The following is a 23,919-nucleotide window of genomic DNA, read 5'->3' on the forward strand; positions in this document are numbered from 1 at the left end:
AGTGGCTGGCTCGCGTGGCCCCCCGGGATCGGTGTGGTAATAGATTCTCCCATGGATGTCCCGGGAGGCACGGGACAAGGTCCCGACTAGGACCGGGAACTTTTTTTTGTTCCTAAAGACCCGCCTCGCGCGCCTTGGCAGCGGCGGCGGCGCGGTCGACGACATGCAACTTCGCGAAGATGTTGGACACCACGTTACGCACTGTTTTGTCGCTGACGCCGAGCAACGAGGCGATGGCCCGGTTGTCCCTGCCGCGCGTGATCAGCGCGAGTACCTCCCGCTCCCGCGGCGTCAGCTGCGGCAGCGGCTCCTGCGCCGCGCCGAGTCCACCGAACCAGTCCACCATGCGCCGCGCGAGCGCGGCGGAGAACACGACCTCGCCGTGGGCCGCGGAACGGATCGCCGCGAGAACCGCCTCCGGCGGCTCCGTCTTCAAGACGTAGCCGCGCGCGCCCTCGCGCACGGCCTGAAAGATCGTGGCGTCGTCGTCGTACATGGTCAGGACCAGCACGGCGGTGCCCGGCGACGCGGCCGCGATGGCGCGCGCCGCCTCGATGCCGTGGAGCCCCGGCATGTTCAGGTCGAGCACCGCGACGTCGGGGCGAGTCTCCTCGGCGAGCGTCAGCGCCGCCGCCCCGTCGGATGCCTGCCCCACGACGACCAGGTCGTCACAGACGTCGATCAGCCCCGCGAGACCCTCCCGGTAGACGGGATGATCATCGGCGAGGAGAACCCTTGTCGGATCAGGCATCTCCACCTCCCACGGGCAGTTCGAGAGAGACCACCGTACCGCCTCTCACTAGGCTTTCGATAGCCAGAGTGCCGCCGAGTTCCGCGGCCCGCTCCCGCATCGACATGACCCCGACGCCGGCGTGCGCGCCGTCCGCGATGCCGTCCCCATCGTCGGCGACCTCCACGAGGCAGCGGCCCGGTTCCCGCCACAGCGTCACGGAGCACGAGGTCGCACTGGCGTGCCGCGCGGCGTTGCGCAGGGCCTCGACCGCGATGCGGAAGACGGCGACCTCGACGGCGGCGGGCAGGGGCTCGCTCTCCAGGTCGCCGAGACCGTCGGCGCGCACGTGGAGCTGCAGCGGGGCGAGGCCGAGGCCGACATCCTCGATCGCGGCGACGAGACCCCGGTCGTCGAGCGCGGGCGGGCGCAGTTCGTAGGAGAGGTCGCGCAGCGCCTGTGATGTGGTCTGTGCGTCGCGGGCGATTCCCTCGAGGACCTGCAGTGCGCGCTGGGGCACATCCGTGCTCTGCAGGACGAGGCGGCGCGCGGTCTCGGACTGCAGCGCGATGCCGGCGAGGGTCGGCGCGACGTCATCGTGCATGACCCGCCGCATGGCCCGGCGCTCTTCCTCGCGCGCCAACACCAGCTGCTCGCGCGAACGCCGCAGTTCCGCGGTCAGCTCCAGTTGGTGCAGCGCGGTGCCGATCTGGCGGGCGAGGTCCGAGAGGAGGCGCTTCTCGCTGTCGGTCAGCGTGTCCCCCCTTCCCCGTGTGTAGGCCGTCAGCACGTCGCCGGAGTCGTTCACCGGGAACTCGATGGCCTCGGCCTCCGGTACGTTGGCGACGCAGCCCGACGAGGCCGATACGCCTTCGGCGGTGAGCGTGACGAGCGGAAGGCGCAGCGCTCGGGCAACGTCGGCGATGACCTGCGGGAAGTCGATGTCGCGGCCGGCGAGGGACTCGGCCACCCTGCTCAGCAGGTGGTACGGCGATTGTGGGTCGCGGTAGACGATCCAGTTGACGCCGCGCTCGACCCTGCTCCGCAGCCAGGGGGCGCCAACGGCGATCACGATGCCCCCGACCACCATGAACGTGGCCGTGTCCCAGGCGAGCCACGCGCCGGCGGTCTTCGCGACGAGCACCATCACGCCGATCGCGAGCAGGACGACGACGGTGTCGACGAGCAACCGAACGAGCACCGACTCCATGGCGAAGAGCCGGATGCGCAGGAGCGCGACGCCGAACCCGAAAACGGTCACCATCCCCGGAAGGCCGATGAGGTCGTCGGGCAGCAGCGGGCTCCCGGTCAGCGCGTGCGGGATGATCCACAGTGTCAGGACGCCGGCGAGCGACGAAAGGCTCGTCCCCCCCCAGCCACAGCAGCTGCTGGCGGCCGATGTAGTCGGAGCCGTCCATCCGCATCTTCACCATCCGCAGGAGGATCACGGCGACGATCGCGAGGAGCGTCAGCACCGTGACCATCGACTGCACCTGGATGACGTACTGCACCCTTTGGGTGGTCATCCGGACGGTCAGGAGGAGGAAGAACGCCACCGCCAACCACAGCAGCAGCGGCAGCATCGCCAGCAGGAGCCGTCGCCCGGGTCTCTCGACCCAAGCCGACAGCGGCGCAGGAAACAGCATCACGAACAGCAGGAGTTCGCCCCACAGCAGCGAGAAGAGACCCTGGGTGTTGGCCACGAAGAAGGCCCGCGCCCATGTGCTGTGCAGCTCCACCAACGGCAGCCCGAGCAGCGTCGCGGGAATGCTGACCGCGAGCCCCGCGGAGAAGACGAGCGCCGCGCCCAGCGCCCGGTCGGCGGGCTGGCGCAGGAACGCGTAGGCGGTGAGCAGGAACATCGATGCGACGAAGAGCAGTGTCCATGCGCCGTCGACGAGGCGCTCGCCGACGAAGGGCAGCGTCTCGGTCAGCGGCAACACCACCTCCCGGCCGTCCGCAAGCGTGAGGAGGACGTCGTGCAGCCCCCGGGTGACGTCGGTGATCGGGACGCCGGCTGGTACCGCGCAGCCGTCGGTGCGTCGCGGCAGCACGCCGTCGGCTGTCCAGGATCCCGCGTCTGGCGCAATCCAGGCGCACACCGTTGGCATCCTGACGCGCCAGAGGAAGTAGGCGATGCCCATGCCCAGCACGATGAGCGTTCCGATGACGGGACTCCAGGCCACCTCCCTCGACTGCCCGCGCCGCAAGAGGCCTTGGGGCGGACCGGCCGGGGCAGACTGCGCGTTCATGGCCGGAACAGTACGCAACCCCCGTCGCGGTTGGCTATGGACGAAAGTCGCAAACCACGGCCTTCCCGCTAGGAGCCACTTCCGCTTTCGTAACAGGCCCTAGCCGAAGCGCAGCCGAAGGGTCTGCACCTCGAACGGCCGGAACGTGAGGACAAGGCCGCCCTCGTCGATGTCCACGCCCTCGGGGGCTCGGCCGGCGGGCCGCTCCAACAGGTCGGTGGTCCAGGCGGCCGTCGCGCCCGGAACGCGGATCCGGGCCGCCCTCTGTTCGCCGAGGCACTCGTAGAGCCGGACGATGACGTCGCCGCTGCCGTCCTGGGCGAGCTTGACGGCCTCGGCAAGGACTCCCTCTTCCCGGACCTGGACGAGCGGCGCGACGGCGCGCGTTCCGGGCACAGTCTGCGGTGGATGGTGGAGACGGTATCCGGCATCGATGGCGTCCAGGACGTTGGCGCCCGGCCGCAGCAGGAGCGTGAACTCGTGCGTGCCCTGGTCGGCCTCGGGGTCCGGGTAGCGGGGACCTCGGAGCAGGGAGAGGCCGACCGTGGTCGTCGTGCCGTGGTCCGGCCGCACGGAGCGGCGCACGTCGTAGCCGTGGATGCCGTCGTTGGCGATCCCGACGCCCCAGCCTCCCTCGGCCAGGTGCAGCCAGCGCTGCATCGGCAGCTCGAACCTGGCCGCCTCCCAACTCGTGTTCTCATGAGTCGCGCGCTGGACATGCCCGAACTGCGTCTCTGCGGTCGAGAAGGCAGCGCGCAGGTCAAGGGGAAGGACGTACTTCAGTAGCTGGTTGTGCTCGCGCCAGTCCACCGTCGTATCGACCCTCAGGCCAGCGGCCGTCAGCGTGAAACGCTGGGTGGCCGCCGAACGGGCCCCGATCCGACGGGTCACCACCACCGCGTCGCCCTCGACGGCGATCTCCGCGGGGGCTGCGCACGCCTCGCCGAGCCACCGCTGAGGCCGCTCGACGTCCCACGCGTCCCAGCGGTTCGGGCGGTCGCGGTGCAGCGCGAGGTGCAAGGGCGCCCCGGGCGCGACGGCGTCGCGTCCCGAGTCGTGGTCGACGAGCGAGGCGACCCGGCCGTGCTCGTCGATCACCACGCGATAGCCGCCCGCCTTCAGCACGAAGTCGCGTCCCATCCGCTGGATGGGGGCGCGCGGGTCGGGCTCGGAGCCTACGACCGCGCCCAGGGCGAGAGCGCCCTCGCAGGCCAAGGGCGAAGCGTTCAGCGTCACGCGGGCGCCGTCGCCCGGTGGGCCGACGAGCGCGGCCACGGACCGCGAGATCACGGCGTCTGCGCGCCGCCGGACGTCCTCCTGCACCCGCGCCACGTCGGCGTAGACCCACGCGATCGACGATCCGGGGAGGACGTCGTGGAACTGGTTCAGCAGCGTGGCGCGCCACAGCTCCCGCAGTTCGTCGGCCGGGTAGTCGATGCCCTCCCGCACGGCGGCCGTTGCCGCCCACAGCTCCGCTTCCCGCAGCAGCGCCTCGCTGCGGCGGTTGCCCCGCTTGGTCCGCGCCTGCGAGGTGTAGCAGCCTCGATGGAACTCCAGGTACATCTCCCCCACCCAGACGGCGGGGTCGGTGACCTGGGTCTCGGCTTCGGCGAAGAAGCCTGCCGGGGAGCCCCAGGAGACCCGCGGCAGCCCGTCGAGGTCGCAGGTGCGCCGCGCGGCCTCGATGTGGTCCCTTGTGGGTCCGCCTCCGCCATCGCCCCACCCGCACGGCGCGAGGGAAAGGTCGCTGGCGCCGTGGTCGGCGAAGGTCAGCTCGGCGTGGCGCAACTGCCGGGCCGAGAGGTCGCAGTTGTAGTTGTCCACCGGGGGAAAGTGGGTGAACAGCCGGGTGCCGTCGATGCCCTCCCACGCGAAGGTGTGGTGGGGCATCCGGTTGGTGTCGTTCCAGGAGAGCTTCTGCGACAGCATCCACCGGGCTCCCGCGCCGGCCGCGATCTGGGGCAGCGCGCCGCTGTAGCCGAAGGAGTCGGGCAGCCACACCTCCTCGCACGTGATGCCGAACTCGCGCTGGAAGAACTCCTGGCCCTCGACGAACTGCCGCACCATGGACTCGGCGCCCGGGAGGATGGTGTCGGACTCCACCCACATCCCGCCAACGGGCACGAACCTGCCCTCCGCGACCCGGCGCTTTATTCGCTCGAACAGCTCAGGGGCATCCTCCTTGACCCAGGCGAAGTGCTGCGCCGACGACGACACGAAGACGAACTCCGGGTCCTCTTCCATCAGCGCGAGCGCGTTGGCGTAGGTCCTTGTCAGCTTCCTGCGCGTCTCGCGGAACGGCCACAGCCAGGCGGAGTCGATGTGTGCGTGCCCGACGGCGGCGATCCGGTGCGCGCTGGCGGCCGCGGGCCGGGTCAGGACGGCGGCGACGGCCTCGCGGGCTAGGCCTACCGTGCCGTCGACGTCGTCGGGGTCGACGGCGTCAAGTGCGAGTTCCAGCGCTGTCCACAGCTCGCCGTGGCGCGGCGATCCGGGGTCTAGCGACTCGGCAAGCCCGCCGAGCGCGAGCAGGTCGTGGTGCAGCCCCCAGACGTCCGCGTGGCGGCGGACGAGCGCGATCTCCCCCAGCCGGTACAGCGGAGTGGTCGGCAGCGTCGTCGGGTCGCCGAGCGGCGTCGGGGCGAAGGTGAACTCCGGGTCGAGGTCGGGGTTGCCTGCGGCCTCGACGAAGATCTCTACCCTGCCGCCGGGCTCGGCATCGGTGAGCGCGAGCGGCACCGCGTGGTTGCGCGGCGACACGCCCTTCAGCACGCGCCCCGACGCGGAGACGGCGAGGCCTTCGGCCTGGAACCCGGGGGTGCTGGGCGTGAACCCGAGATCGACGACGACGTCGACGAGGGAGGAGTCTCTCCACGCCTCGGGCACGCGGCCCTCGATCTTGAGCCACGTCGTCGACCAAGGACGTCCCCACGGCTCGCCTGGTCCGACGGGGCGGTAGCGCTGGCCGAGCGCCTCGTCGACGGGCACGGGCTCGCCCGGCGCCTCCCACATGGCGACGTCCAGCGGCACCCGGTCGGCGGTCAGCCACGGCGTCAGGATGTCACGCTGCAGACGACGCAGCCTCCCTGCGATGGCCTCGACTCTGTCACGCATCTCGTTCTCCTCCCGGCGCAGCGTCGCGCCCCGCAGCGTCGTCGTCTGAGGACACGATCCTAGTGGCGGAGCGGCAGGTCAGCGCGATGCTTCCCTCACCCCTGGGGTGCGAGGCAGAATGAGCAGCGAGCCGAATGGGGGAACAACCATGGACCTCGACCTGATCTGGGCGCGCATCGATGCGGGCCGCGTCGCGTTCGCCGACTTGTTCGAGTCGCTTTCGCCCGAGCAGTTGGCGACGCCGTCGCTCTGCCGCGGTTGGACGGTCCGCGACGTCGGAGCGCACCTTGCCATGTCACAGGCGAGATTCCGGGAGATCCTTGTTCCCCTTGCGGCGTCGGGGTTCTCGTTCAACAAGGTGGTCCATCGGATGGCCGTCGAGTCGCCACTAACCCAGGAGCAGATCGCGGCAACGGTGCGGTCGTTCGTCGGCTCGCGACGCACCGTGCCGTTCGTCACGCCGACCGAGCCGCTGATCGACATCCTCGTCCACACCCAGGACGCGGCGATCCCCCTCGAGATCGATGTCGAGATGCCCCTTGACGCCGCCGTCATCGCTGCCGACAGGACCCTGACCCTGCCTGCGCCACTGCGCTTCACCCGCCGCTACGACCACGTCGCCTTCGAGGCGACCGACGTCGACTGGCGGAGAGGCTCCTCCCCCGACGTGGTCCGTGGCCCGATCAGCGCCATCCTCCTCACCCTCACCGGGCGCAAGATCGCCCGGTCCCGGCTCACGGGAGCGGTCGACCTCCTGTGAACGAGACGCGGACCGCTCCGGTCAAGCGACCGCGGCCCTGCGACCGGAGCGTCCTCGATTTTGGCTTTCCGGAAGTCTTCGGTAACGTTGGTGGAGCCGACGCGGGATGGAGCAGCTCGGTAGCTCGCTGGGCTCATAACCCAGAGGTCACAGGTTCAAATCCTGTTCCCGCTACTACCGGAACCCCGGCCAGCATCAGCTGGCCGGGGTTTCCGCTTCTGCGCGGCGGTCGCGACTCCAGCTCAGAGCAGGCTGGCGGTTCGATCCGTACGAGACTCGGGGCCGACGCCGACATCGGACCCTGCGACTAGCCTGCCGCCATGACCAGGACAAGCCTCCACCCTGCCGGCTGGATGGCTGCCATCGTTCTCATGCCCGTCGTCCTCGTCGCGCTCGTCGTCGCCGCGATCCCCCGCTACTCCGCGGATCAGGCGCTCAAGGACGACTGGGGTATCGCCGTGCCGGACGGGCTGCGCGTCGTCGAGCACCACCACGAAAACAGCTTCGCCGACGCGGAGCTCAGCACGCGATTCACCGTCTTCGCTGTCGAAGAGGAGGCCAAACTCACCGGGACCTTCTTCGACCCGCAACAGATGAGCGCCGCCGACCTCACCAGCGATCAGGTCCTTTTGGTGGCCGGGATCACGAAGCAGTTCCAGCCGAAGCACTACCTGCGGGTCCCCGGCCCGGGGATACGCAAGGTCGAGCGAGTCACCACCGCGGGGGTCGTGCTGTGTCTTCTGGACGAGTCGGCCAGTGTTTTCTACGTCTACGAGTCGCGAACCGGGTACTAGTGCCGCGTGTCGCACGTAGCTTGCGGCTTCTGGCGCTAGGTGGGAGCTTTCGTGCAGATCTGAACGAAAAGCTCCCACCTAAGGCTTCATGCCTCGAACGCCGTCAGGGACGCGTCGCGGGCGGCTGAGTCTTCGCCGGGTCGCGCTCGACGATGTCGCCGAGGGCGTCGTCGATCCGGGCCATCAGCTCTGCGGGGATCGCCACGCCGCTCGCCTTCACATTCTCAGCGATCTGCTCGGGGCGGGAGGCGCCGATGATCGCCGCGGCCACGTTCGCGTTCTGCAGCACCCAGGCGACGGCCAGCTGCGCCATCGTGAGGCCCAGTTCGTCGGCGATGGGACGGAGGTTCTGAACGCGGGTGAGGACCTCGTCGGTCATGAACCGGCTGATGGTGCCCTGGCCGCCCTTGGTGTCCGTCGCGCGCGAGCCCTCCGGCACCGGCTGGCCCGGCACGTACTTGCCCGTGAGCACACCCTGCGCGATGGGCGACCACACGATCTGGGACACGCCCGCATCCTCGGAGGCCGGCACCACCTCGTCCTCGATGACTCGCCACAGCATCGAGTACTGCGGCTGGTTCGACACGAACGGGATCCGCAGCTCCTTGGCGAGCGCCGCCGCCGCGCGGATCTGGTCCGCCGTCCACTCGGACACGCCGATGTAGAGCGCCTTGCCCTGGTGCACGATGTCGGCGAACGCGGACATCGTCTCCTCGAGCGGCGTCTCGACGTCGTAGCGGTGCGCCTGGTAAAGGTCGACGTAGTCGGTGCCCAGCCGCCGCAGCGAGCCGTTGATGCCCTCCATGATGTGCTTGCGGGAGAGGCCGGCGTCGTTGGCGCCCCGCGGCCCGACCGGCCAGTACACCTTCGTGAAGATCTCCAGCGACTCGCGGCGCTCACCCTTCAGCGCGTCGCCCAACACCTCCTCGGCGACGGTGTTGGCGTACACGTCCGCGGTGTCGAACGAGGTGATACCCGCGTCGAGCGCCGCCCGCACGCAGGCTTTCGCGGCGTCGTTCTCGACCTGGGAGCCGTGGGTCAACCAGTTGCCGTAGGTGATTTCGGTGATCTTCAAACCGGAGTTGCCGAGGTAGCGATACTTCATGTCTCGGACCCTACTCCCACGCCATAGGCTGGCGGCATGGAGAGCATGCTTCTGCCCTGGTCGGCCGGTGTCTGGACCAACCCGCCCCTTGCCGCCGAGGAGTCCCACGGCGACCTTCTCGTCACCTGCATCGAAGGCTCCGACGCCTGGCGCGTGACCAGTTACGGCTTCGTCCACGACACGGAGCACGCGCTCGTGGCACCGCTGGCGCGGGACACCGCGATGGAGGTCGTGTTCACGGCCGACTACGACCAGCAGTTCGATCAGGCCGGGGTGTTCGTCGTCGCCGCGCCCGACCGCTGGATGAAGGCGGGCGTCGAGTTCGCCGACGGCCACCCGCAGCTGGGCGCCGTCGTGACAGGCCCATACTCCGACTGGTCCGTCTCCCCCGTCGACACGTGGCGAGGCAAGAAGGTCCGGGTGAGGGTCTCCCGCTCCGGCGACGCCCTCACCGTCAGGGCGGGCCTCGACGGGGAGCCGCTCGCCCTCGTCCGGGTCGCCCCCTTTCCGGAGGACGCCGACGCCCTCGCGGGACCGCTCGCCTGCGCGCCGACACGGGCCGGGCTGACGGTGACCTTCCACGAGTGGTCGACGTCGCAGGCCGACGCCTCTCTGCACTAAGGCTCGTTGCGGGTACCCAGTAGGGTCACTACCCATGACGTCGGACCATCTGCGCTACGAACTGGCAAGCGCCACCCTTGACAACGGACTGAGCGTCGTCGTCTCCCCCGATCCCGGCGCGCCCGGCGTCGCGGTGAACCTGTGGGTCGAGGTCGGCTCCGCCGACGAAGTCACGGGCAGGACCGGGTTCGCCCACCTCTTCGAGCACCTGATGTTCCAGGGCTCCTCCCAGGTGGCCTCTGGCGAGCACATGGCCACCATCGAGTCCGTCGGAGGAACGGTCAACGCCACTACCTCCAACGACCGCACCAACTACTTCGAGACGGTGCCCCGAGGCGCCCTCGACCTCGCGCTGTGGCTCGAGGCTGACCGCTTCGCCAGCCTCGCCATCACACCCGAGAACTTCGAGGCCCAACGTCAGGTGGTCAAGGAGGAGAAGCGCCAGCGCTACGACAACCAGCCCTACGGCGACCTTCTCCAGCTCCTCACCGCCCAACACTTCACCCCCGACCACCCGTACGGACACCTGACGATCGGCTCCATGACCGACCTCGACGACGCCTCGCTGGACGACGTCGCCGGCTTCTTCGACGCCTGGTACCGGGCGAGCAACGTGCGGGTGGTGCTCTGCGGCCCGATCACTCCCGACGAGGGCCTCGCCTTGGCGGAACGGCACCTCGGCTCGCTGCCTCGCCTGGAGAAGCTCAACCGCATCTCCATGCCCGACGGCGGCCTCCTGACGCCCCAGACCACCGTCGTGCGGCGCTCCGTCCCACACAGCCTCGCCTACCTCTCCTGGGTGCTGCCGCCCGCCGCGCATCCGGATCACCCGGCACTGGCCCTCGCGCTCTCGGTGCTCGCCGATGGCACCTCCTCGCGTCTCCATCGCGCCCTTGTGCGCCGCGGCGACCTCGCGCATGAGGTACACGGCGCCACGCTCACCAATCGCTCGTCGTCATCCATCGTGACGATCCTCGGCCGCCCCGCGGAGACGGCAGGCGCCGACCGGCTCGCCGAGGCGATCCTCTCTGAGATCGATAACTTCCTCGCCGCCGGCCCCTCCGACGACGAGTTGGCGCGCGCCGCCGCGCAGTACGAGCGCGACTGGCTCTGGGAACTCGCCACGGTCGGCGGCCGCGCCGACGCCATCAACGAGGCGTGGCTCACATTCGGCTCGCCCGATCACGTGAACACCCACCTCTCAGAGATCCTGGCCCTCACGCCCGACGACATCCGCTCGGTCGCCGCACGCTGGCTTGCCCCTGACGCCACCCATCAGCTCCACTACCTCGCCGAGGATGCCCGATGACCCGCCCCGCCGTGACCGCAGCCTCGCCCTGGACGTTCCCCACGCCGCAGATCCGCGCCCTCGACAACGGCGCCACCGCATGGATTTTCCACCTGCCAGGGCAGCACATCGCCACCTTCGAGGTGCTGCTGCCGACCCCGCTCGAGATCGAGCCGCGCGCGGTGGAGGGCATCGCAACGGTCGCGCTGCACGCCGTCGACGAGGGCACCCGCTCCCATCCCGACGGGGCCATCGGCGAGTTGCTCGAGGCGCAGGGCGCCACGCTCCACGGCTCCGCCCGGTACCCGTACACCACGTTCGGCGGCCAGGCCCCCGTCGGCAGGCTGGGCAGGGTGCTCCCGCTGTTCGTCGAGACGCTCAGCGAGCCCGCCTACGCGCCGCGTGACGTCGCGCACCATGTCGAGGCGCAGCTCGCCGGCCACGCGTCCCGGCTTGCCTCCCCCGGCGCCGCGAACAAGCTGGCTTTCCGTCAGGCGCTGTACGGCGCGGACCACCGCGACGGCCGGCCCGGCGCAGGCGTCCCCGTGACGCTGAACGCCATCACCCCCGACGACGCCCGCGCCTGGCACGATGCCACGTGGCTACCCGACGGTGCCACTTTCCTCCTTGCCGGCGACCTCCCCGCGGACCTCGACCTCGACGCCCTCCTGGCGTGGCAAGGAGCGCCGCGGGAGCTCACGCCGTCGGACACGCCCGCGACGCAGCCGCCGTGCGTCGTCGTGGTCGACCATCCGGGGGCCGTGCAGGCGACGGTGACGATCGGCACGCGCGCACCCAGCCGCCGCCACCCGGACTGGCCGGCCCTGCGGGTCGCGGGACACGCCATCGTCGGTGCCTTCGCCAGCCGACTCAACCTCGAACTGCGCGAACGGCTCGGCTACACCTACGGCATCGGCGGCGGGTTCGCGCCGGGAGTCGACGAGGGTCTGTTCAGCATCGCGGGAAGCGTCCGAACGGAGGTGGCCGGCGACGCCATCGCCCGCCTGCTCGACGGCCTCTCGCTCGCCGAGCCCTTCACCGAGGAGGAGGCAGACGACGCGCGCCGCTACCTCGTCTCGGTGGCCCCGCTCGCGAATGAGACCTCCGCGGACATCGTCGGCCAGGCGACGGCACTCGCCGCGGCCGGGCTCGACCCCTCGTATCTCCGGCACCACTTCGCCCAGCTCGCGGAGACGACGCCCGCGGAGGCCACCTCCGCCTTCCGCCGCCACGTGACGGCCGACGCGCTGACGATCGCGGTCACCGGGCGCGCCGAGGACCTCGTCCCCGCGCTCACCGGGATCGGGCTGGCTCCCGAGGTCGTCGACCTCGGGAGCTGAGGCTCACCCCTCGTCGAGCACCTTCGCGGCCTCGAGCACCTTCTGCTCGGCGGCCTTCATCTTGGCCTGGTAGGCGCCGAGGTCGCCGGCCTTCAACGCCTCATCAGCCTCGGTGAACAGCTTCTCCATCTCGCCGATCAGGGCGCTGACTCTCTCCTTGGCATCTACCGGTGTCTCCGGCTCCTCGGGATCGACGGGGGTAGGCTCGACGCCGCCACCTGGGGAGGTACCCTCGCCGGTCTCGGCTCCCGCGTCGCCCTCGAACACCTTGTCCAGCGCCTCCTGGAGCGTCTCACCGATGCCGAGGTGCTCGCCGAACCGCACCACCACGAAACGCAGCGCCGGGTAGGAGCCCGTCGTCGCCGTCGTCTGCGTGTAGATCGGCTGCACGTACATGAGGCCGCCGCCGAGCGGCAGCGTCAACAGGTTGCCGAAGATCGCCGACGCGCTCGCGCCCTGCCGGTTGAACGGCAGTAGCTTCTCCGCGACGACGGGGTTGGTCGAGATGAAGTTGGCCGTCTGGCCCGGGCCGGCAATCTGCTCCCTGTCAGACAGCTTCAAGACGCGCATCTGGCCGTAGTCCTTGCCGGTGGCGTCGGCGTTCACCGCCATGTAGACGCTGAGGTTCTCGCGCCCCTTCGGCACGAAAACCGTCGTGTTGGCGAAGTGCGGCGACTCGTCTCCTGGCCAGCGGATCGTCAGGAAGTACGGGGGCTCCTTGCGCTTCTCCTGTCCCTCCCGCACGACGGGGTCGTTGGGGACCTGCCAGATATCACTCTGCGAGTACCAGGTGCGCGCATTGGTGGTGTGGTAACGGCCGAGGACCTCGCGCTGCCCCTTGAACAGGTCTTGCGGGTAGCGCAGGTGCTCGAGCAACGCCTTGGGGATCTGCGACTTGGGGGTGACCACCCCGGGGTAGGTCTTCTCCCAGGTCTTCAGGATCGGGTCCTTCTCGTCCCATTCGTACAGCTCGACGGTGCCGTCGTAGGCGTCGACGACGGCCTTCACCGAGTTGCGCACGTAGTTGACGCGCTGGCCCGCGAGCAGCTGGTCCGCGGAGGTGCGGGAGTCCGAGATGGCCTGCGTCCAGTCGAGCCGGTTCGAGTTCGGGTAGTCCGCGCTGGTGGTGTAGGCGTCGATGATCCACACGATCCGTCCGTCGACCACGCTGGGATACGGGTCGGAGTCGAGCGTCAGCCACGGCGCGGCCTGACGGACACGCTCCATGGGAACGCGGTCGTGCATCAGCCGCGACTCTGCGTTCACGCGGTCGGACAGCATCAGGTTGATGTCGCCGAACCGCACGGCGAACGCCGCCCTCGTGAACAGGTTTCCGATCGGGACGCCGCCCTTGCCCTCGTAGGTGTAGAGCGACTCGGTGCGGCCCTCACCGCCCGACGGCGTGTCGAGCTCAACCGGCGCGCTCTCCTTCGGTGCGCCGACGACGACGTAGTAGTCGGTGCGTTCGCCGAAGTAGATCCGCGGCTGGTGCTCCGGCAGCTTGCCGACCGTCGGGATACCTCCGGAAAAGAAGACCGGCTCGCCCGTCGACTGGCGCTGGTTTCCGAAGGCGGCGACCATGCCGTAGCCATGCGTGTAGACCGTGCGGCGGTTGTTCCAGGTGTCGCCAGACTCCACGGAGTTCAGGTCGAGCTCGCGCACCGCGACCACCGAGTCGGTGGGGCGGCCGTCGATGACGTACCGGTCGACGTCCAGCGTCTTCGGGAAGATGTAGTAGCCACGCACCTGCTGCAGTTGCTCGAACGTCCGGGGCACGATCGCCGGATCGATCAGGCGGATGGCGGGCAGGGCCTCGGCGTCGGCGCGCAGCTGCCCCGCCGCCGCCGTCGTCGTCACGTCGTAGTCCTTGACCTCCACTTCGTCGATCCCGAAGGCGAACCTCGTCGCGGTGATGTTGTTCGCGATGAACGGGTCCTCCTTGTCTGCCTCGTTGGGGTCGATGATGAGGTTCTGGATCGCCCACGGGTAGACCATCGTGAGCAGCAGGCCGGAGACGACGACGAGCGCGATCGCCGCACCGGGAACGCTCCAACGGAGCCGCCACGCGTTGGCGAAGCAGGCGATGGCCGCGATGACGCAGATGGATGCGACGATCAAGGCGACGGGCATGCGTGACTCGAAATCGGTGGCGCCGACGCCGGTGAAGAGCTTGTTGTCGGTGACGGCAAGGGCCAACCGGTTCAGGAGGGCGCTGGCCGCGAAAAGCAGCATGACGATGCCGAGCATGATCGAGAGGTGACGCTGTGCCCCCACCCCCGCGGGTGCATTCCCGACCCCCCGCAGCGCAGCCGCGTTGAGCGCGCCGGTCATGAAGTGCACAGCGAGCGCCGCGAGCGTCGCCGCGATCACGGCGAACATCACATACCCGAGCACGAACTGCGCCCACGGCAGAGTGAACACGTAGAAGCTCGCGTCGAGGCCGAAGTACGGATCGGTCTGCCCGAACGGTGTCCGGTGCCACCAGGCGAGGAACATGTCGGCCATGCTGAGCGCGGAGAGGCCGCCGAGGAGTCCGAGCAGCCCGGAGGGAAGCGCCATCAGCAGCCGCGACCTGTCGTCGAGCACGTCACGCAGCTGGACGAGGAACTCGGAGTCGAGGTTGGCGCGGCGTACCGGCGGGCGTAGCCGGTAGGCCACAACCATGCTGAAGAACAGCACCACGAACATGAAGGCGCCGAAGACAAGCAGCAGGCCGATCTGCGCGGCGAGCCTCGTCGTGAACACGGTCTGGAAGTCGATGCTGCGGAACCACAGGTAGTCCGTGGCGACCCGCGAGCCGATCACCACCACGAGCGCCAGCACGCCAAGGACGAGTACGGTCCACAGCAGGGCCCCTCTTCGGGGCTCTACCTCTTGCTGGGTCATGATTCCTCCTCGCGGAACGTGGCTAGCAGCGCCTCGGCAAGTCCGGGAACAAGGTCCTCGGCGCCGAGCAGGTCATCGGGGGCGGTGACGACGCGAGCCAGGCCGTGGCGGGCGCCGTCGCGGAGCACTCCGACGACGACGCGCACGTCGCTACGCTGAGGGTGTTTCGCGACGAACTCCGCCGCGTCGTCGGGGTCGGCGGGCAGATCGGTCTCGTACGCCGTCGGCAGGAATGCGCGCTCCAACGCGATCGCGCAGCCGTCGACGGTGTCGGGCCAGAAGATGCCGCCCAAGCGTTCGAAGAGGTCGCCGGTGGCGTGGAACTCGTCCTGCTCGATCGCCGTCAAGGCATCGACGGCCGACTCCGGCACGCGGCCGCGCAACTGCGGCTCGACCTCAAGCAGCGTGCCGGTCGTCACGAGCGCGAACAGTCGCGCCGGTTGGTCCCAACCCGCCGACGAGACGTGCCGCTCGATGTCCATCAAGCAGGCGATGAGGGGAGTCTTGTCAGCCACAGGTGGGCACCTCCGCGAGATTTCCTTCGTTGATGAGTTGGAGCGCCGAGATCGCGTCCTTGAGCGTCGAGACCTTAACGATCGTGAGGTCCGCGTCGATCTCGCCGATGTCGGCGCAGTTGCCCTCTGGAGCGAGGAAGACCTGGGCCCCGTCGCGCTCAGCACCGCGGATCTTCTCCCTGATGGCGCCGATCCGGCCGACCACGCCGGTGGGATTGATCGTTCCCGTGCCTGCGACCACGCGGTCCTGAGTGAGCGCACCCTCGGTGATCCGGTCGTAGAGACCCAGCGCGAAGATCAGACCGGCGCTGGGCCCGGTCACGCCGGCGTCGATGTTGAAGGCGACGATGGGGTCGAAGCGGAAGCCGACCTCAAGGTTGATGCCGACGACCGGCTGGCTCGAACGGGTGTTGCTGGAGACGGTGCTGACGCTGACCCGCAGCTGCTTTCCGTCACGCAACACGCTGAACACGACCGGGTCGCCGACGGCGTGCGTGGAGATCTGGGCGCCGATCTCCTCGATCTTGGTGACGGGCTGGCCGTCGACGGCTGTGATCAGGTCACCGGGCTGCAGCTTGTCGGCGCTGGGTCCGGACAGCACGACGGACTGCACGAGGGGAAGTTCGGTGACCTTCACGCCCCCGGCACGCAGCGCCGCGACCGTCGCGTTGTTGCGCGAGGAGTCCATCATCGCGACAGCCTCGCTCTCGACCTGACCCGACGACTTGCCCGGCGGGTAGATGACCTCGCGCGGCATCGCGTCGGAGGTCGGGTCCAGGTAGACGAAGATCGCCTCGGGAAGACTCAGCGTGGCGTCGACGCTCGTCGTGGACACCGTCGTCATCAAAAGGCGCCCGTTGGTCTCGTAGGTCGGCAGGCCGGTCACGTCGATGACGGGTCCTTTATCGGTCGCGCCCAGGACGTCGATCGTCTGACCGGGCCGCCACGCGACGTACGGAACTGGAAGCAGGACCAGGAGCGCGGCCAGCGCCGCGAAAAGCAGCGAAGACACGATGGCCAGCGCGTTGCGTGACACTACCCCTCCCTCTCCTGCGGTGATGTGAAGGAAACCCTAGCAAGCGCACAAAGGATGGGGTTCGCCCGGGCTTGCCCGGTAGGCAAGAATGGGCACCGAAGGAGGGACCGATGTCCAGCAACAACCCCTTCGGGGGCTTCGACTTCGAGCAGCTGCGCAAGATGCTCGAGCAGCTCGGGTTCGGCGACGCCGAGAACCTGAACCTCGAGGACCTGGTGACACAGGTCAGCAAGATGCAGGGCGGCGCCATGTTCGGCATGACGAACGCCGATCGCGACCCCGATGCGGCCTGGCGCACCACCTTGACCGCGGCAAAGCAGTTGGCGGCGGAATCGGGCGCCGACCCCGCGCTCACACCCGAGGAACGCGCCGCCGTCATCGATGCGGAACGCCTCGCGCAGTCCTGGCTCAGCGCCGCCACGGCGTTCCCCGAGTCCGGCCGCCCGGCGCGCGCCGTCACCCGCGGCGCCTGGCTCGACGAAACCGGCGACGGGTGGCGTCGCACCATCGAACCCATCATCGAAGGACTTGCGGACGCGCTGGAGCGCGGCACCGCCGCGGAGCAGGACGACCGTCCCGAGTTGCAGTCCATGACGCAGATGTTCGCGCCGATGCTGCGGCAGTCGGCGTCGATGATCTACCGCGATCGCCTGAAGCGAGAACTGGCGCAGGTGGCCGGCGACATCCTCACCGGCACCGAGCTCGGCGTCAACCTGCTGAATTCCTCCGACGTCGTCCTTCTGCCCGCGAACGTGGCGCAGTTCACGCGCGACCTCGACACCTCCGACTCCGACGTCGTGCTCTTTCTCCTTCTCAGGGAGGCGGCGCGTCAGCGGCTGTTCCACGCGGTCGCCTGGCTGACGCCGCAGCTGGGCGCGATGCTGGCGCACTTCGCCCGTGAGATCACTATCGACTTCGACGCCATCGCCGAGCAGTTCAGCCCCGAGTCCCTCAGCGGGCTGTCGATCGAGGATGTCGTTGCCGTCGGGGAGTCGGTTCGCGGATCCTTCTTCCGCCCCACCCGGACGCCCACCCAGGTAGAGATCCTGGAACGGCTCCAGGTGCTGCTCGCGCTCGTCGAGGGCTGGGTTGACCACGTCGTCGCCCAGGCCACCGCGCAATGGATGCCGAACGCCCCGCAGCTGGAGGAGATCGTGCATCGCCGTCGTGCCTCAGGCACGGCCGTCACAAGCGTGTTCACCGAGCTTCTCGGGCTCGACCTCCATCCCCGGCTGGTCAGGGACGCGAAGAATCTGTGGGCCGCGCTGCTGCACCACCGCGGTGCCGAGGGCCGCGACGCCGTTTGGGGCCACCCCGACATGCTGCCGACCGCGGCCCAACTGGCCGACCCGCTTCCCTTCGCGGCGGGCCAGCTCGCCGCGGCCGATGCCCCTGAGGACGACCTTGACGCCGAGCTGCGCAAGCTTCTGGGCGGGTAACATCCTTGACGCGCTACCCGTCCGGCGGCCAGACTGTGTGCCGAGAGTCCCGGTCGGGTCGGTTCGCAGGGGAAGGCGGACCGAAACGCCGGGACTCCGTCCTGTAACGGTGTGTCGGCGCGTTCGTGAGCGGTCGGCCACTACAGTGAACAGGTCGCCTGAGCGCACTCAGGCAACCCGAACAAGGAGGAAATATGGCTGAAGAGACCTTCGAGGGCTCGTTCTACTGCGTCAAGTGCAAGGAAAAGCGCGACGCCAAGGGCGACGTGGTCGTCAACGCCAAGGGCACCAAGATGGCTAAGGGCAAGTGCCCTGTGTGCGGCACCAACCTCAACCGAATCCTCGGCAAGGCCTGATCGAAAAGATCCTGAAAACGGGGCGGAGAGCTTTGGCTCGCCGCCCCGTTTGTTGCCCCTGACCCATCCGGCCGTGCACTCCCCTCGAGCCTGTTGCCACTGATTGTTCCGGGCCGCGAGGCACGAGCGCCCGTATCCGCGCCATACTGAGCCGAAGCGCGCCGTCGTGTCGAAGTGAAATCGATGAACCCGGCCCATAGGTGTTGTCCGAACCGACGAAGGTGTTGTCCGACGCCGCGTAGTTGTCGCGCGACGGACGCCGCTCCGGCAATGCTCCCGCCATGGCATCTATCGTCGTGCTCGGGTCCGAGCTCCGCGCGGGCCTCATCACGGCCGCCCTCAGTCGCGCAGGCTATTCCGCCCGCTGTCTCTCGCCGGAGCTCGCACACCGCTCCCCTGGGCACACGGCTGACGCGCTGGCGATCATGCTCTGGCCTCCTGGCATTCACCCCGCCGTCGAGGCCGAGCATCATGCGGGCGGCTCCGGCGCTCTCCACGCCTGGTGGGACGGCTCCTTCGCGGAGGTCGGACCGTTCGTCACACCGGGTGTGGGTCCCTGCCCCTTATGCCTCGGCGCGCGAGGTCCGCTCCCCCAACCTGGACACGACCCAGCCCTCGCCGCCTGGGTCGCCGCCACGGTGACGCTCACCGTCCACGGTCTGCTCACGCTGGGACGCACGACCCTGACCGGTGCGAGCCTCACCTGGGACACGAGACGGCCGGGCATCACCGCCCACGTCTGGCAACGTCGCGACGACTGCGCCGCGGCTGGCTGCACCTGAGGCCATCCGCCGCCGGCCCGGACGGAGACCGCCACTGCTGGTTGAGCCGGCGGAGGCACCCCGCGCTGGTTGAGCCGGACGTGGGCGCGTCCGACTGGCCGAGCCGGACGGCGGCGAAGCCGACCGCGACTCGTGTCGCGCCCGTACTGAGCCGGGCCGCAAGCGAAGCGCGGCGTCCGCGTCGAAACCAATGAACCCGCGCCCGGTTCGAGGACCCGGCCACAACACTCAAACCCTAACCAGACCGTTATTAAATCGTTACCTGACAAGGGATCGGAATGGGGAGCGCAAGCGAAAAAATGTCTGACCCGTTCTCTAGCGTGGTGTTCATGAAGGACACCGCACTCACCACCGCGAGGGAAGCCGCGCAGCGGCTCTCCGCTGCCGAGCACGGTCGTCGACGGTGTGAGGCCGGGAAGGTCGAAGCCCTGTGTGATCTGGCCGTCGCGTACAACCTGGACGATGAGGAGTTGTTCATCGACATCCTTGTCGACCAGCGGATCCAGATCGGCGGTACCGGCACGCCGCTGGTCTCAGAGATGGTGTCGCTGGAGATCGCCGCCCTTCTCGGTATCCCCGCCATACACGCCGCCACGGAGCTGTCGTCCGCGCTGGATCTGAAGTACCGGCACCCTCGGCTGTACGAAGCAGTGATCAACCTCGAGGTAGAGGTGGATCGGGCGGTGATGATGACCACCCGCTGCCGGGACCTTCACCCGATCCTGTTGGACGAGATCACCGACGCCTGGCTCCGCCAACAGCACAAGTTGACCTGGACGCAGGCCAAGAAACTCATCGACCGGCTCGTGATCCAGGCCGACCCCCCGCTTGCCGCGAAGAAGGAGACGGATGCCCGGTCACGGCGCGGGGTCTGGGTATGGGGTCTGAACGAAGGCGTGATGCAACCTCACCGGCGTCCTCGACGTCCTCGACGCCCGCTTCCTGGACGCCCGGCTCACCGAGCTGGCCGGGCTGATCGAGCCCCACTACCCGGGACTCACTATCGATCAGCGTCGGGCGAAAGCCGCTGGTGTCCTCGCGAACCCCGCCTACGCGCTCGCTCTCCTTCAGGAGGCCGCGCAGCCCGAGTTGCTGGACCAGAACACGATCGACCTACTCGGGAAGATCGTCAACAGTTGCGACTGGGTCCGCGCAGCCACCACAGCAACGCCGGCCGGCGGCACAGCTTGTGAGACGTCGATGGGCTCCTCTACGACGCCAAGCAGCACCGTGACACCAACCAGCACCGCGTCGCAGGCCGACACCGCGTTGCTGGCTGGCGCCGCGCCGCCGGCTACGAGCGGCGATCCTGACAGTGGGCAGTGGCAACTCACCGACCGAGACGTCCAACCCCGCTACATCGGACAACCGCTACCCGAGCATCTACGCGGGCGGCCCGGAAACGTTGAGCGGGGCCGGGCCCATCCCGACGGCACCCCCTGCACAGGACTCCTTGCCTGTCCCCACGCACCCGCATCGACAACGTCGACGTCTGCGGGGGTCATGCCGCGTAGTGGCAGCCACGAGCGTGTCCACGGTCTCGGAGAGGACTCCGCACGCGATCAGGCTCGAGGGATGGAGTATGCCCACGGGCCCGACTGTGACTGCCCAGACCAGCCCCGGACCCAACGACTCGACCCCCACGAATGCGCCGGACACCACTGCGGCACCATCCACGTACCCGTAGCGAAGCTCCGCCCCACCCTGGGGATCGCGGTCCACATCAACACCGACACCCTCGGACAATTGGATCCCGCCGCCAGAGTGGAGAAAGCCGGCACCCTCACCACCACCCTCCTCGCACACCTACTCCGCGAAGGCCACGACATCGACATCAAGGCGCAGCCCGTGATCGATCTCCCGAACCTCACACCCGCCGACGGGTATGTTCCATCCCAGACCATACGCCGCGGCCTGATCCTCGCGTTCCCGACAGAACCCTTCCCGTTCTCCCAACGAGACTCCCACGGCCTGGACCTGCATCACACCATCGCCTATCAGCCCGGGAAGCCCGGCCAGACAGCAGTGGAGAACCTCGCACCACTCAGTCGGAAGGTGCACAGGGCCAAGACCGCCGGGTATTGGGTGATGCACCAACCAGAACCCGGCAGGATCGAATGGCGCTCCCCACTCGGCTACCGCTACGACGTCACCCCCTTCGGCACCGAACGCTGCCAACCGATCCACATCGACCTCAACGACCACACCAGCGCCGCTGTCGCCTGACCCGGGCCGGGCGCTACCCGCGAAAGCACGTCTCAGACCACTGCTGGAGCCACACTCCACCGCAACGAGGGCCCAGCCACCGCCACGGGCAAGCCAGTGACAGCGGCTGCATAGCTACGCAAGCACAGACCGGGACCGTCGAAGATCCGGTCAGTCTCGTATGGCCCCGGCTGCAACGAGAAGCAGGTGAACCGACGTAGGTAGTAGTCGATCCAGAGGCCGTCGAAAGTCACCGGACACGCCGCGAACGCGCGCGGCCCAGGCAGCGATGCGACCCACTGCGCGAAGTCGGCCATAACTACGGGCGCCGGCAGGGGATCTGTCGTAGCTGCGGCCCACGCAGCGGGGTGCTCAGAAGTGAACCAAGCCAATGTCAACTCGTTAGGTGCAGCCCCAGGCAGCGGCTCAAAGACCGCCTCAAAGATACCGATCTCGGTCCCTCGGGCATCAACCGCGACAGAGGCAGACGAGCGCATGGAGTTCACTCCGGGGCAGGGGCCGTCGGTCTCGATGTCCGTTACGACGTAGGTCCACGTGTCGGCATACACCTGGCCATTCTGCATTAGTCGGCCGCGAGGACCGCGAGCACTCCGGCACCGTACTTGGCCACCTTGGAGGGGCCGATCCCGGGAAGGCGGAGCAGCGCGGCCTCATCGCGCGGGGCCGACTCCGCGATGGCTTGCAGCGTCGCGTCCGTGAAGACCACGAAGGCGGGCACCTTCGCCTCGTCGGCGGTTGCCTTCCGCCATGCCCGGAGGCGCTCGAAGAGCGCCTCGTCGTAGTCGACCTCGCAGTCGAGGTGACGGCTCAGCTTCCGCTCGGCCGCCGACTCCAACCGATTTCCGCACACCCGGCACGCACGCGACCGGGACGACGTGCGGGGCGCCGGCGGCTTGCCGACCGTCGCCGGGCCGGTGACCTGGTCGGCGATGAAACGCGAGCGCGTCGCCGACCCCCTCGACGCCGACCAACTGACCCGCAGCGCACGCTTGGCCCGGGTGAAGCCGACGTAGAGCAGCCGACGCTCCTCGGAAAGCGCCGGTTCCTCCTGGCTCAGCACGAACGGGATCATGCCCTCGCGGACGCCGACGATCGCCACGCCGTCCCACTCCAGGCCCTTGGCTGCGTGGAGGGTCGCGAGCGTGACCGCGGAGGCGACGGGGCTTGCCTGCCAGGAGGCACGCTCCTGCAGCCAGGCCGACGCCTCCGGCACCGACCAGTCCTCTCGACGGTCCTCCTCGTCCAGCACCATCGTGCGCAGCGCGGTCAGGGACTCCCACCGCTCCCGCTGCCGCCCCTGGCCCGACGGCGCCTCCGCCCGCCAGCCGAGGCCCTGCAGCACGCCGTCGACCGCCTCGTCGGCGGGTGTCTCCGGCGCACGCTCCGCCAGCCGACCCAGCTCGAGGATGGCCTGGCGCACCTCTGCCCGGTCGTAGAACCGCTCGGTCCCGCGCACCGTGTAGGGCACGCCCGCCTCGGTCAGTGCGGCCTCGAGTGCCGGCGACTGCGCGTTGATCCGGTACAGCACCGCCAACTCCTTCCACGGCGTTCCCGCCGCGTGCTGCGCGCGCAGCCAGACAGCGACGTCGGCCGCCTCCGTCGCCTCGTCCGCAGCCCCGTGGAAGGTCGGCGCGGGGCCGGAGGATCGCGTCGGTCTGAGCGCGCCCAGCCCGCCGGGTCGCACGCGCAGCACCTTGTTCGCCGACGCGAGCACCTCCGGGGTCGATCGGTAGTTGCGCACCAGCCGCACGGTGCGGGCATCCCGGTGCTCGCCCGCGAAGCCGCGCAAATACGCGGCGTCGGCGCCCGCGAACGAATGGATGGCCTGGTTCGGGTCGCCGACGACGCACACGTCGTCGCGACCGTCGACCCAGAGCGAGATGAGCTTGTGCTGCAGCGCGGAGACGTCCTGGTACTCGTCGACGACGAAGTGGCGGTAGGTGCCGCGGATGGTATCCGCGATCTCGGGATGCTCGGCCAGCAGCACCGCGTTGCACATGAGGATGTCGGTGAAGTCGACGCTGCCCTCGGTCAGCTTCAACTTCTCGTACTGCGCCATCACGGCCGCCACCTGCGAGGGCGTCGCCCCTGCGACGGAGCGGGCGCCGGCAACCTCTGGATAGCGGGCGGCCGACACGTTGCTGGTCTTCGCCCACGAGATCTCGGAACCGAGATCCCGGATAAGGGCCTGATCCGAACTCGCCAGGACCTGGTGGGTGGCGCGCGCGACGAGCCCGAACGTGTTCTCCGCGACCCGGGGGAACTCGACGCCGTAAGCCTGTGGCCAGAAGAACTGACACTGCCGCAGCGCCGCGGAATGAATGGTCCGCGCCTGCGCCGCCCGAACGCCGAGGCCCGCGAGCCGGCTGCGCATCTCTCCTGCAGCGCGGGTGGTGAACGTGACGGCGAGAGTCGCGGAGGCTTGATAACGCCCGGTGGCCACCGCGTAGGCCACCCGGTGCGTGATCGCCCTCGTCTTGCCCGTGCCCGCGCCCGCGAGCACGACGACGGGCGCATCCAACAACGTCGCGACCTCCCGCTGCTCGGGGTCCAGCGCATCAAGGATCAACTCACTCACGCCCGCCATTGTGGCGGGCGCCACCGACAAACCCGAACCACCGGCCGGGAAGTTTTGTCTGAAGGGGCAGATAGGGTTGCCCCGACGTCGGAGGAGG

At 69.0% G+C, this 23,919-nt stretch carries 20 protein-coding genes and 1 tRNA gene; 13 read left to right on the top strand and 8 right to left on the bottom strand.

What is annotated here, in order from left to right; genetic code table 11:
- Positions 1 to 112 precede the first annotated feature (112 nt).
- Complete coding sequence (locus IPJ61_RS09825; RefSeq protein WP_297106367.1) at positions 113 to 751, bottom strand: response regulator; 639 nt, start codon at positions 749 to 751, stop codon at positions 113 to 115.
- The gene (locus IPJ61_RS09830; protein WP_297106370.1) at positions 744 to 1,994 is read right to left on the bottom strand and encodes a sensor histidine kinase; all 1,251 of its coding nucleotides are present in this window, start codon (positions 1,992 to 1,994) and stop codon (positions 744 to 746) included. The genes IPJ61_RS09825 and IPJ61_RS09830 overlap by 8 nt, the downstream gene beginning before the upstream one ends.
- A gap of 212 nt (positions 1,995 to 2,206) precedes the next feature.
- On the opposite strand from IPJ61_RS09830, the gene IPJ61_RS09835 reads away from it, so the two are divergent.
- Positions 2,207 to 2,575, top strand: a complete 369-nt coding sequence (locus IPJ61_RS09835; RefSeq protein WP_297106373.1) for a hypothetical protein — start codon at positions 2,207 to 2,209, stop codon at positions 2,573 to 2,575.
- 3 nt (positions 2,576 to 2,578) lie between these two features.
- On the top strand, positions 2,579 to 2,863 hold the full coding sequence (locus IPJ61_RS09840; RefSeq protein WP_297106376.1) for a hypothetical protein: 285 nt from the start codon (positions 2,579 to 2,581) through the stop codon (positions 2,861 to 2,863).
- A gap of 218 nt (positions 2,864 to 3,081) precedes the next feature.
- Here IPJ61_RS09840 and IPJ61_RS09845 read toward each other — a convergent pair whose 3' ends face one another.
- Positions 3,082 to 6,096, bottom strand: coding sequence for an alpha-mannosidase (locus IPJ61_RS09845; protein ID WP_297106379.1), 3,015 nt, complete (start codon positions 6,094 to 6,096; stop codon positions 3,082 to 3,084).
- A gap of 148 nt (positions 6,097 to 6,244) precedes the next feature.
- Between IPJ61_RS09845 and IPJ61_RS09850 the strand changes: the two genes are divergently transcribed.
- The 3 genes from IPJ61_RS09850 (at position 6,245) to IPJ61_RS09860 (ending at position 7,650) form a co-directional block, all read left to right on the top strand.
- Positions 6,245 to 6,856: a maleylpyruvate isomerase family mycothiol-dependent enzyme gene (locus IPJ61_RS09850; RefSeq protein ID WP_297106382.1), complete on the top strand. Its 612-nt coding sequence runs from the start codon at positions 6,245 to 6,247 to the stop codon at positions 6,854 to 6,856.
- Between the two features lie 100 nt (positions 6,857 to 6,956).
- A tRNA-Met gene (locus tag IPJ61_RS09855) sits at positions 6,957 to 7,030 on the top strand.
- A gap of 146 nt (positions 7,031 to 7,176) precedes the next feature.
- Entirely contained in the window at positions 7,177 to 7,650 is a 474-nt protein-coding gene (locus IPJ61_RS09860) for a hypothetical protein (RefSeq protein WP_297106384.1), read from the top strand.
- Positions 7,651 to 7,753: 103 nt separating this feature from the next.
- Here IPJ61_RS09860 and IPJ61_RS09865 read toward each other — a convergent pair whose 3' ends face one another.
- Entirely contained in the window at positions 7,754 to 8,755 is a 1,002-nt protein-coding gene (locus tag IPJ61_RS09865; RefSeq protein ID WP_297106387.1) for an aldo/keto reductase family protein, read from the bottom strand.
- Positions 8,756 to 8,791: 36 nt separating this feature from the next.
- Between IPJ61_RS09865 and IPJ61_RS09870 the strand changes: the two genes are divergently transcribed.
- The 3 genes from IPJ61_RS09870 to IPJ61_RS09880 are packed head-to-tail and all read left to right on the top strand — an operon-like array spanning position 8,792 to position 12,004.
- Positions 8,792 to 9,376, top strand: coding sequence for a DUF1349 domain-containing protein (locus IPJ61_RS09870; RefSeq protein WP_297106390.1), 585 nt, complete (start codon positions 8,792 to 8,794; stop codon positions 9,374 to 9,376).
- A gap of 34 nt (positions 9,377 to 9,410) precedes the next feature.
- Complete coding sequence (locus tag IPJ61_RS09875; protein ID WP_297106393.1) at positions 9,411 to 10,685, top strand: M16 family metallopeptidase; 1,275 nt, start codon at positions 9,411 to 9,413, stop codon at positions 10,683 to 10,685.
- Positions 10,682 to 12,004, top strand: coding sequence for a M16 family metallopeptidase (locus IPJ61_RS09880; protein WP_297106395.1), 1,323 nt, complete (start codon positions 10,682 to 10,684; stop codon positions 12,002 to 12,004). The genes IPJ61_RS09875 and IPJ61_RS09880 overlap by 4 nt, the downstream gene beginning before the upstream one ends.
- A gap of 3 nt (positions 12,005 to 12,007) precedes the next feature.
- On the opposite strand, the gene IPJ61_RS09885 is transcribed toward IPJ61_RS09880, so the two are convergent.
- The 3 genes from IPJ61_RS09885 to IPJ61_RS09895 are packed head-to-tail and all read right to left on the bottom strand — an operon-like array spanning position 12,008 to position 16,441.
- On the bottom strand, positions 12,008 to 14,890 hold the full coding sequence (locus IPJ61_RS09885; RefSeq protein WP_297106398.1) for a UPF0182 family membrane protein: 2,883 nt from the start codon (positions 14,888 to 14,890) through the stop codon (positions 12,008 to 12,010).
- Positions 14,887 to 15,405 (bottom strand): PPA1309 family protein, encoded by a 519-nt coding sequence (locus IPJ61_RS09890; RefSeq protein WP_297106401.1) that lies wholly within the window; start codon positions 15,403 to 15,405, stop codon positions 14,887 to 14,889. The genes IPJ61_RS09885 and IPJ61_RS09890 overlap by 4 nt, the downstream gene beginning before the upstream one ends.
- Positions 15,398 to 16,441, bottom strand: coding sequence for a YlbL family protein (locus tag IPJ61_RS09895; protein WP_297106404.1), 1,044 nt, complete (start codon positions 16,439 to 16,441; stop codon positions 15,398 to 15,400). The genes IPJ61_RS09890 and IPJ61_RS09895 overlap by 8 nt, the downstream gene beginning before the upstream one ends.
- A 110-nt stretch (positions 16,442 to 16,551) precedes the next feature.
- On the opposite strand from IPJ61_RS09895, the gene IPJ61_RS09900 reads away from it, so the two are divergent.
- The 5 genes from IPJ61_RS09900 to IPJ61_RS09920 all read left to right on the top strand — a co-directional run bounded on the left by IPJ61_RS09900 (position 16,552) and on the right by IPJ61_RS09920 (position 21,244).
- Positions 16,552 to 17,880, top strand: a complete 1,329-nt coding sequence (locus IPJ61_RS09900; protein WP_297106407.1) for a zinc-dependent metalloprotease — start codon at positions 16,552 to 16,554, stop codon at positions 17,878 to 17,880.
- A 194-nt stretch (positions 17,881 to 18,074) separates the two neighbouring features.
- A complete protein-coding gene (locus tag IPJ61_RS09905) occupies positions 18,075 to 18,236 on the top strand; it encodes a DUF5679 domain-containing protein (RefSeq protein ID WP_297106409.1) in 162 nt (53 codons plus the stop codon).
- A 281-nt stretch (positions 18,237 to 18,517) separates the two neighbouring features.
- Positions 18,518 to 19,018 carry a hypothetical protein gene (locus IPJ61_RS09910; RefSeq protein WP_297106412.1) on the top strand — a complete coding sequence of 167 codons (501 nt, stop codon included), beginning with the start codon at positions 18,518 to 18,520 and terminating at the stop codon, positions 19,016 to 19,018.
- Positions 19,019 to 19,347: 329 nt separating this feature from the next.
- Positions 19,348 to 20,211: a DUF222 domain-containing protein gene (locus IPJ61_RS09915; RefSeq protein ID WP_297106415.1), complete on the top strand. Its 864-nt coding sequence runs from the start codon at positions 19,348 to 19,350 to the stop codon at positions 20,209 to 20,211.
- Positions 20,212 to 20,593: 382 nt separating this feature from the next.
- Positions 20,594 to 21,244, top strand: a complete 651-nt coding sequence (locus tag IPJ61_RS09920; RefSeq protein ID WP_297106419.1) for a hypothetical protein — start codon at positions 20,594 to 20,596, stop codon at positions 21,242 to 21,244.
- A gap of 562 nt (positions 21,245 to 21,806) precedes the next feature.
- Here the strand turns inward: IPJ61_RS09920 and IPJ61_RS09925 are convergent.
- On the bottom strand, positions 21,807 to 23,831 hold the full coding sequence (locus tag IPJ61_RS09925; protein WP_297108119.1) for an ATP-dependent DNA helicase UvrD2: 2,025 nt from the start codon (positions 23,829 to 23,831) through the stop codon (positions 21,807 to 21,809).
- Positions 23,832 to 23,919: the final 88 nt, after the last annotated feature.

Source organism: Tessaracoccus sp. (assembly GCF_016714275.1).
Classification (GTDB): Bacteria; Actinomycetota; Actinomycetes; order Propionibacteriales; family Propionibacteriaceae; genus Arachnia.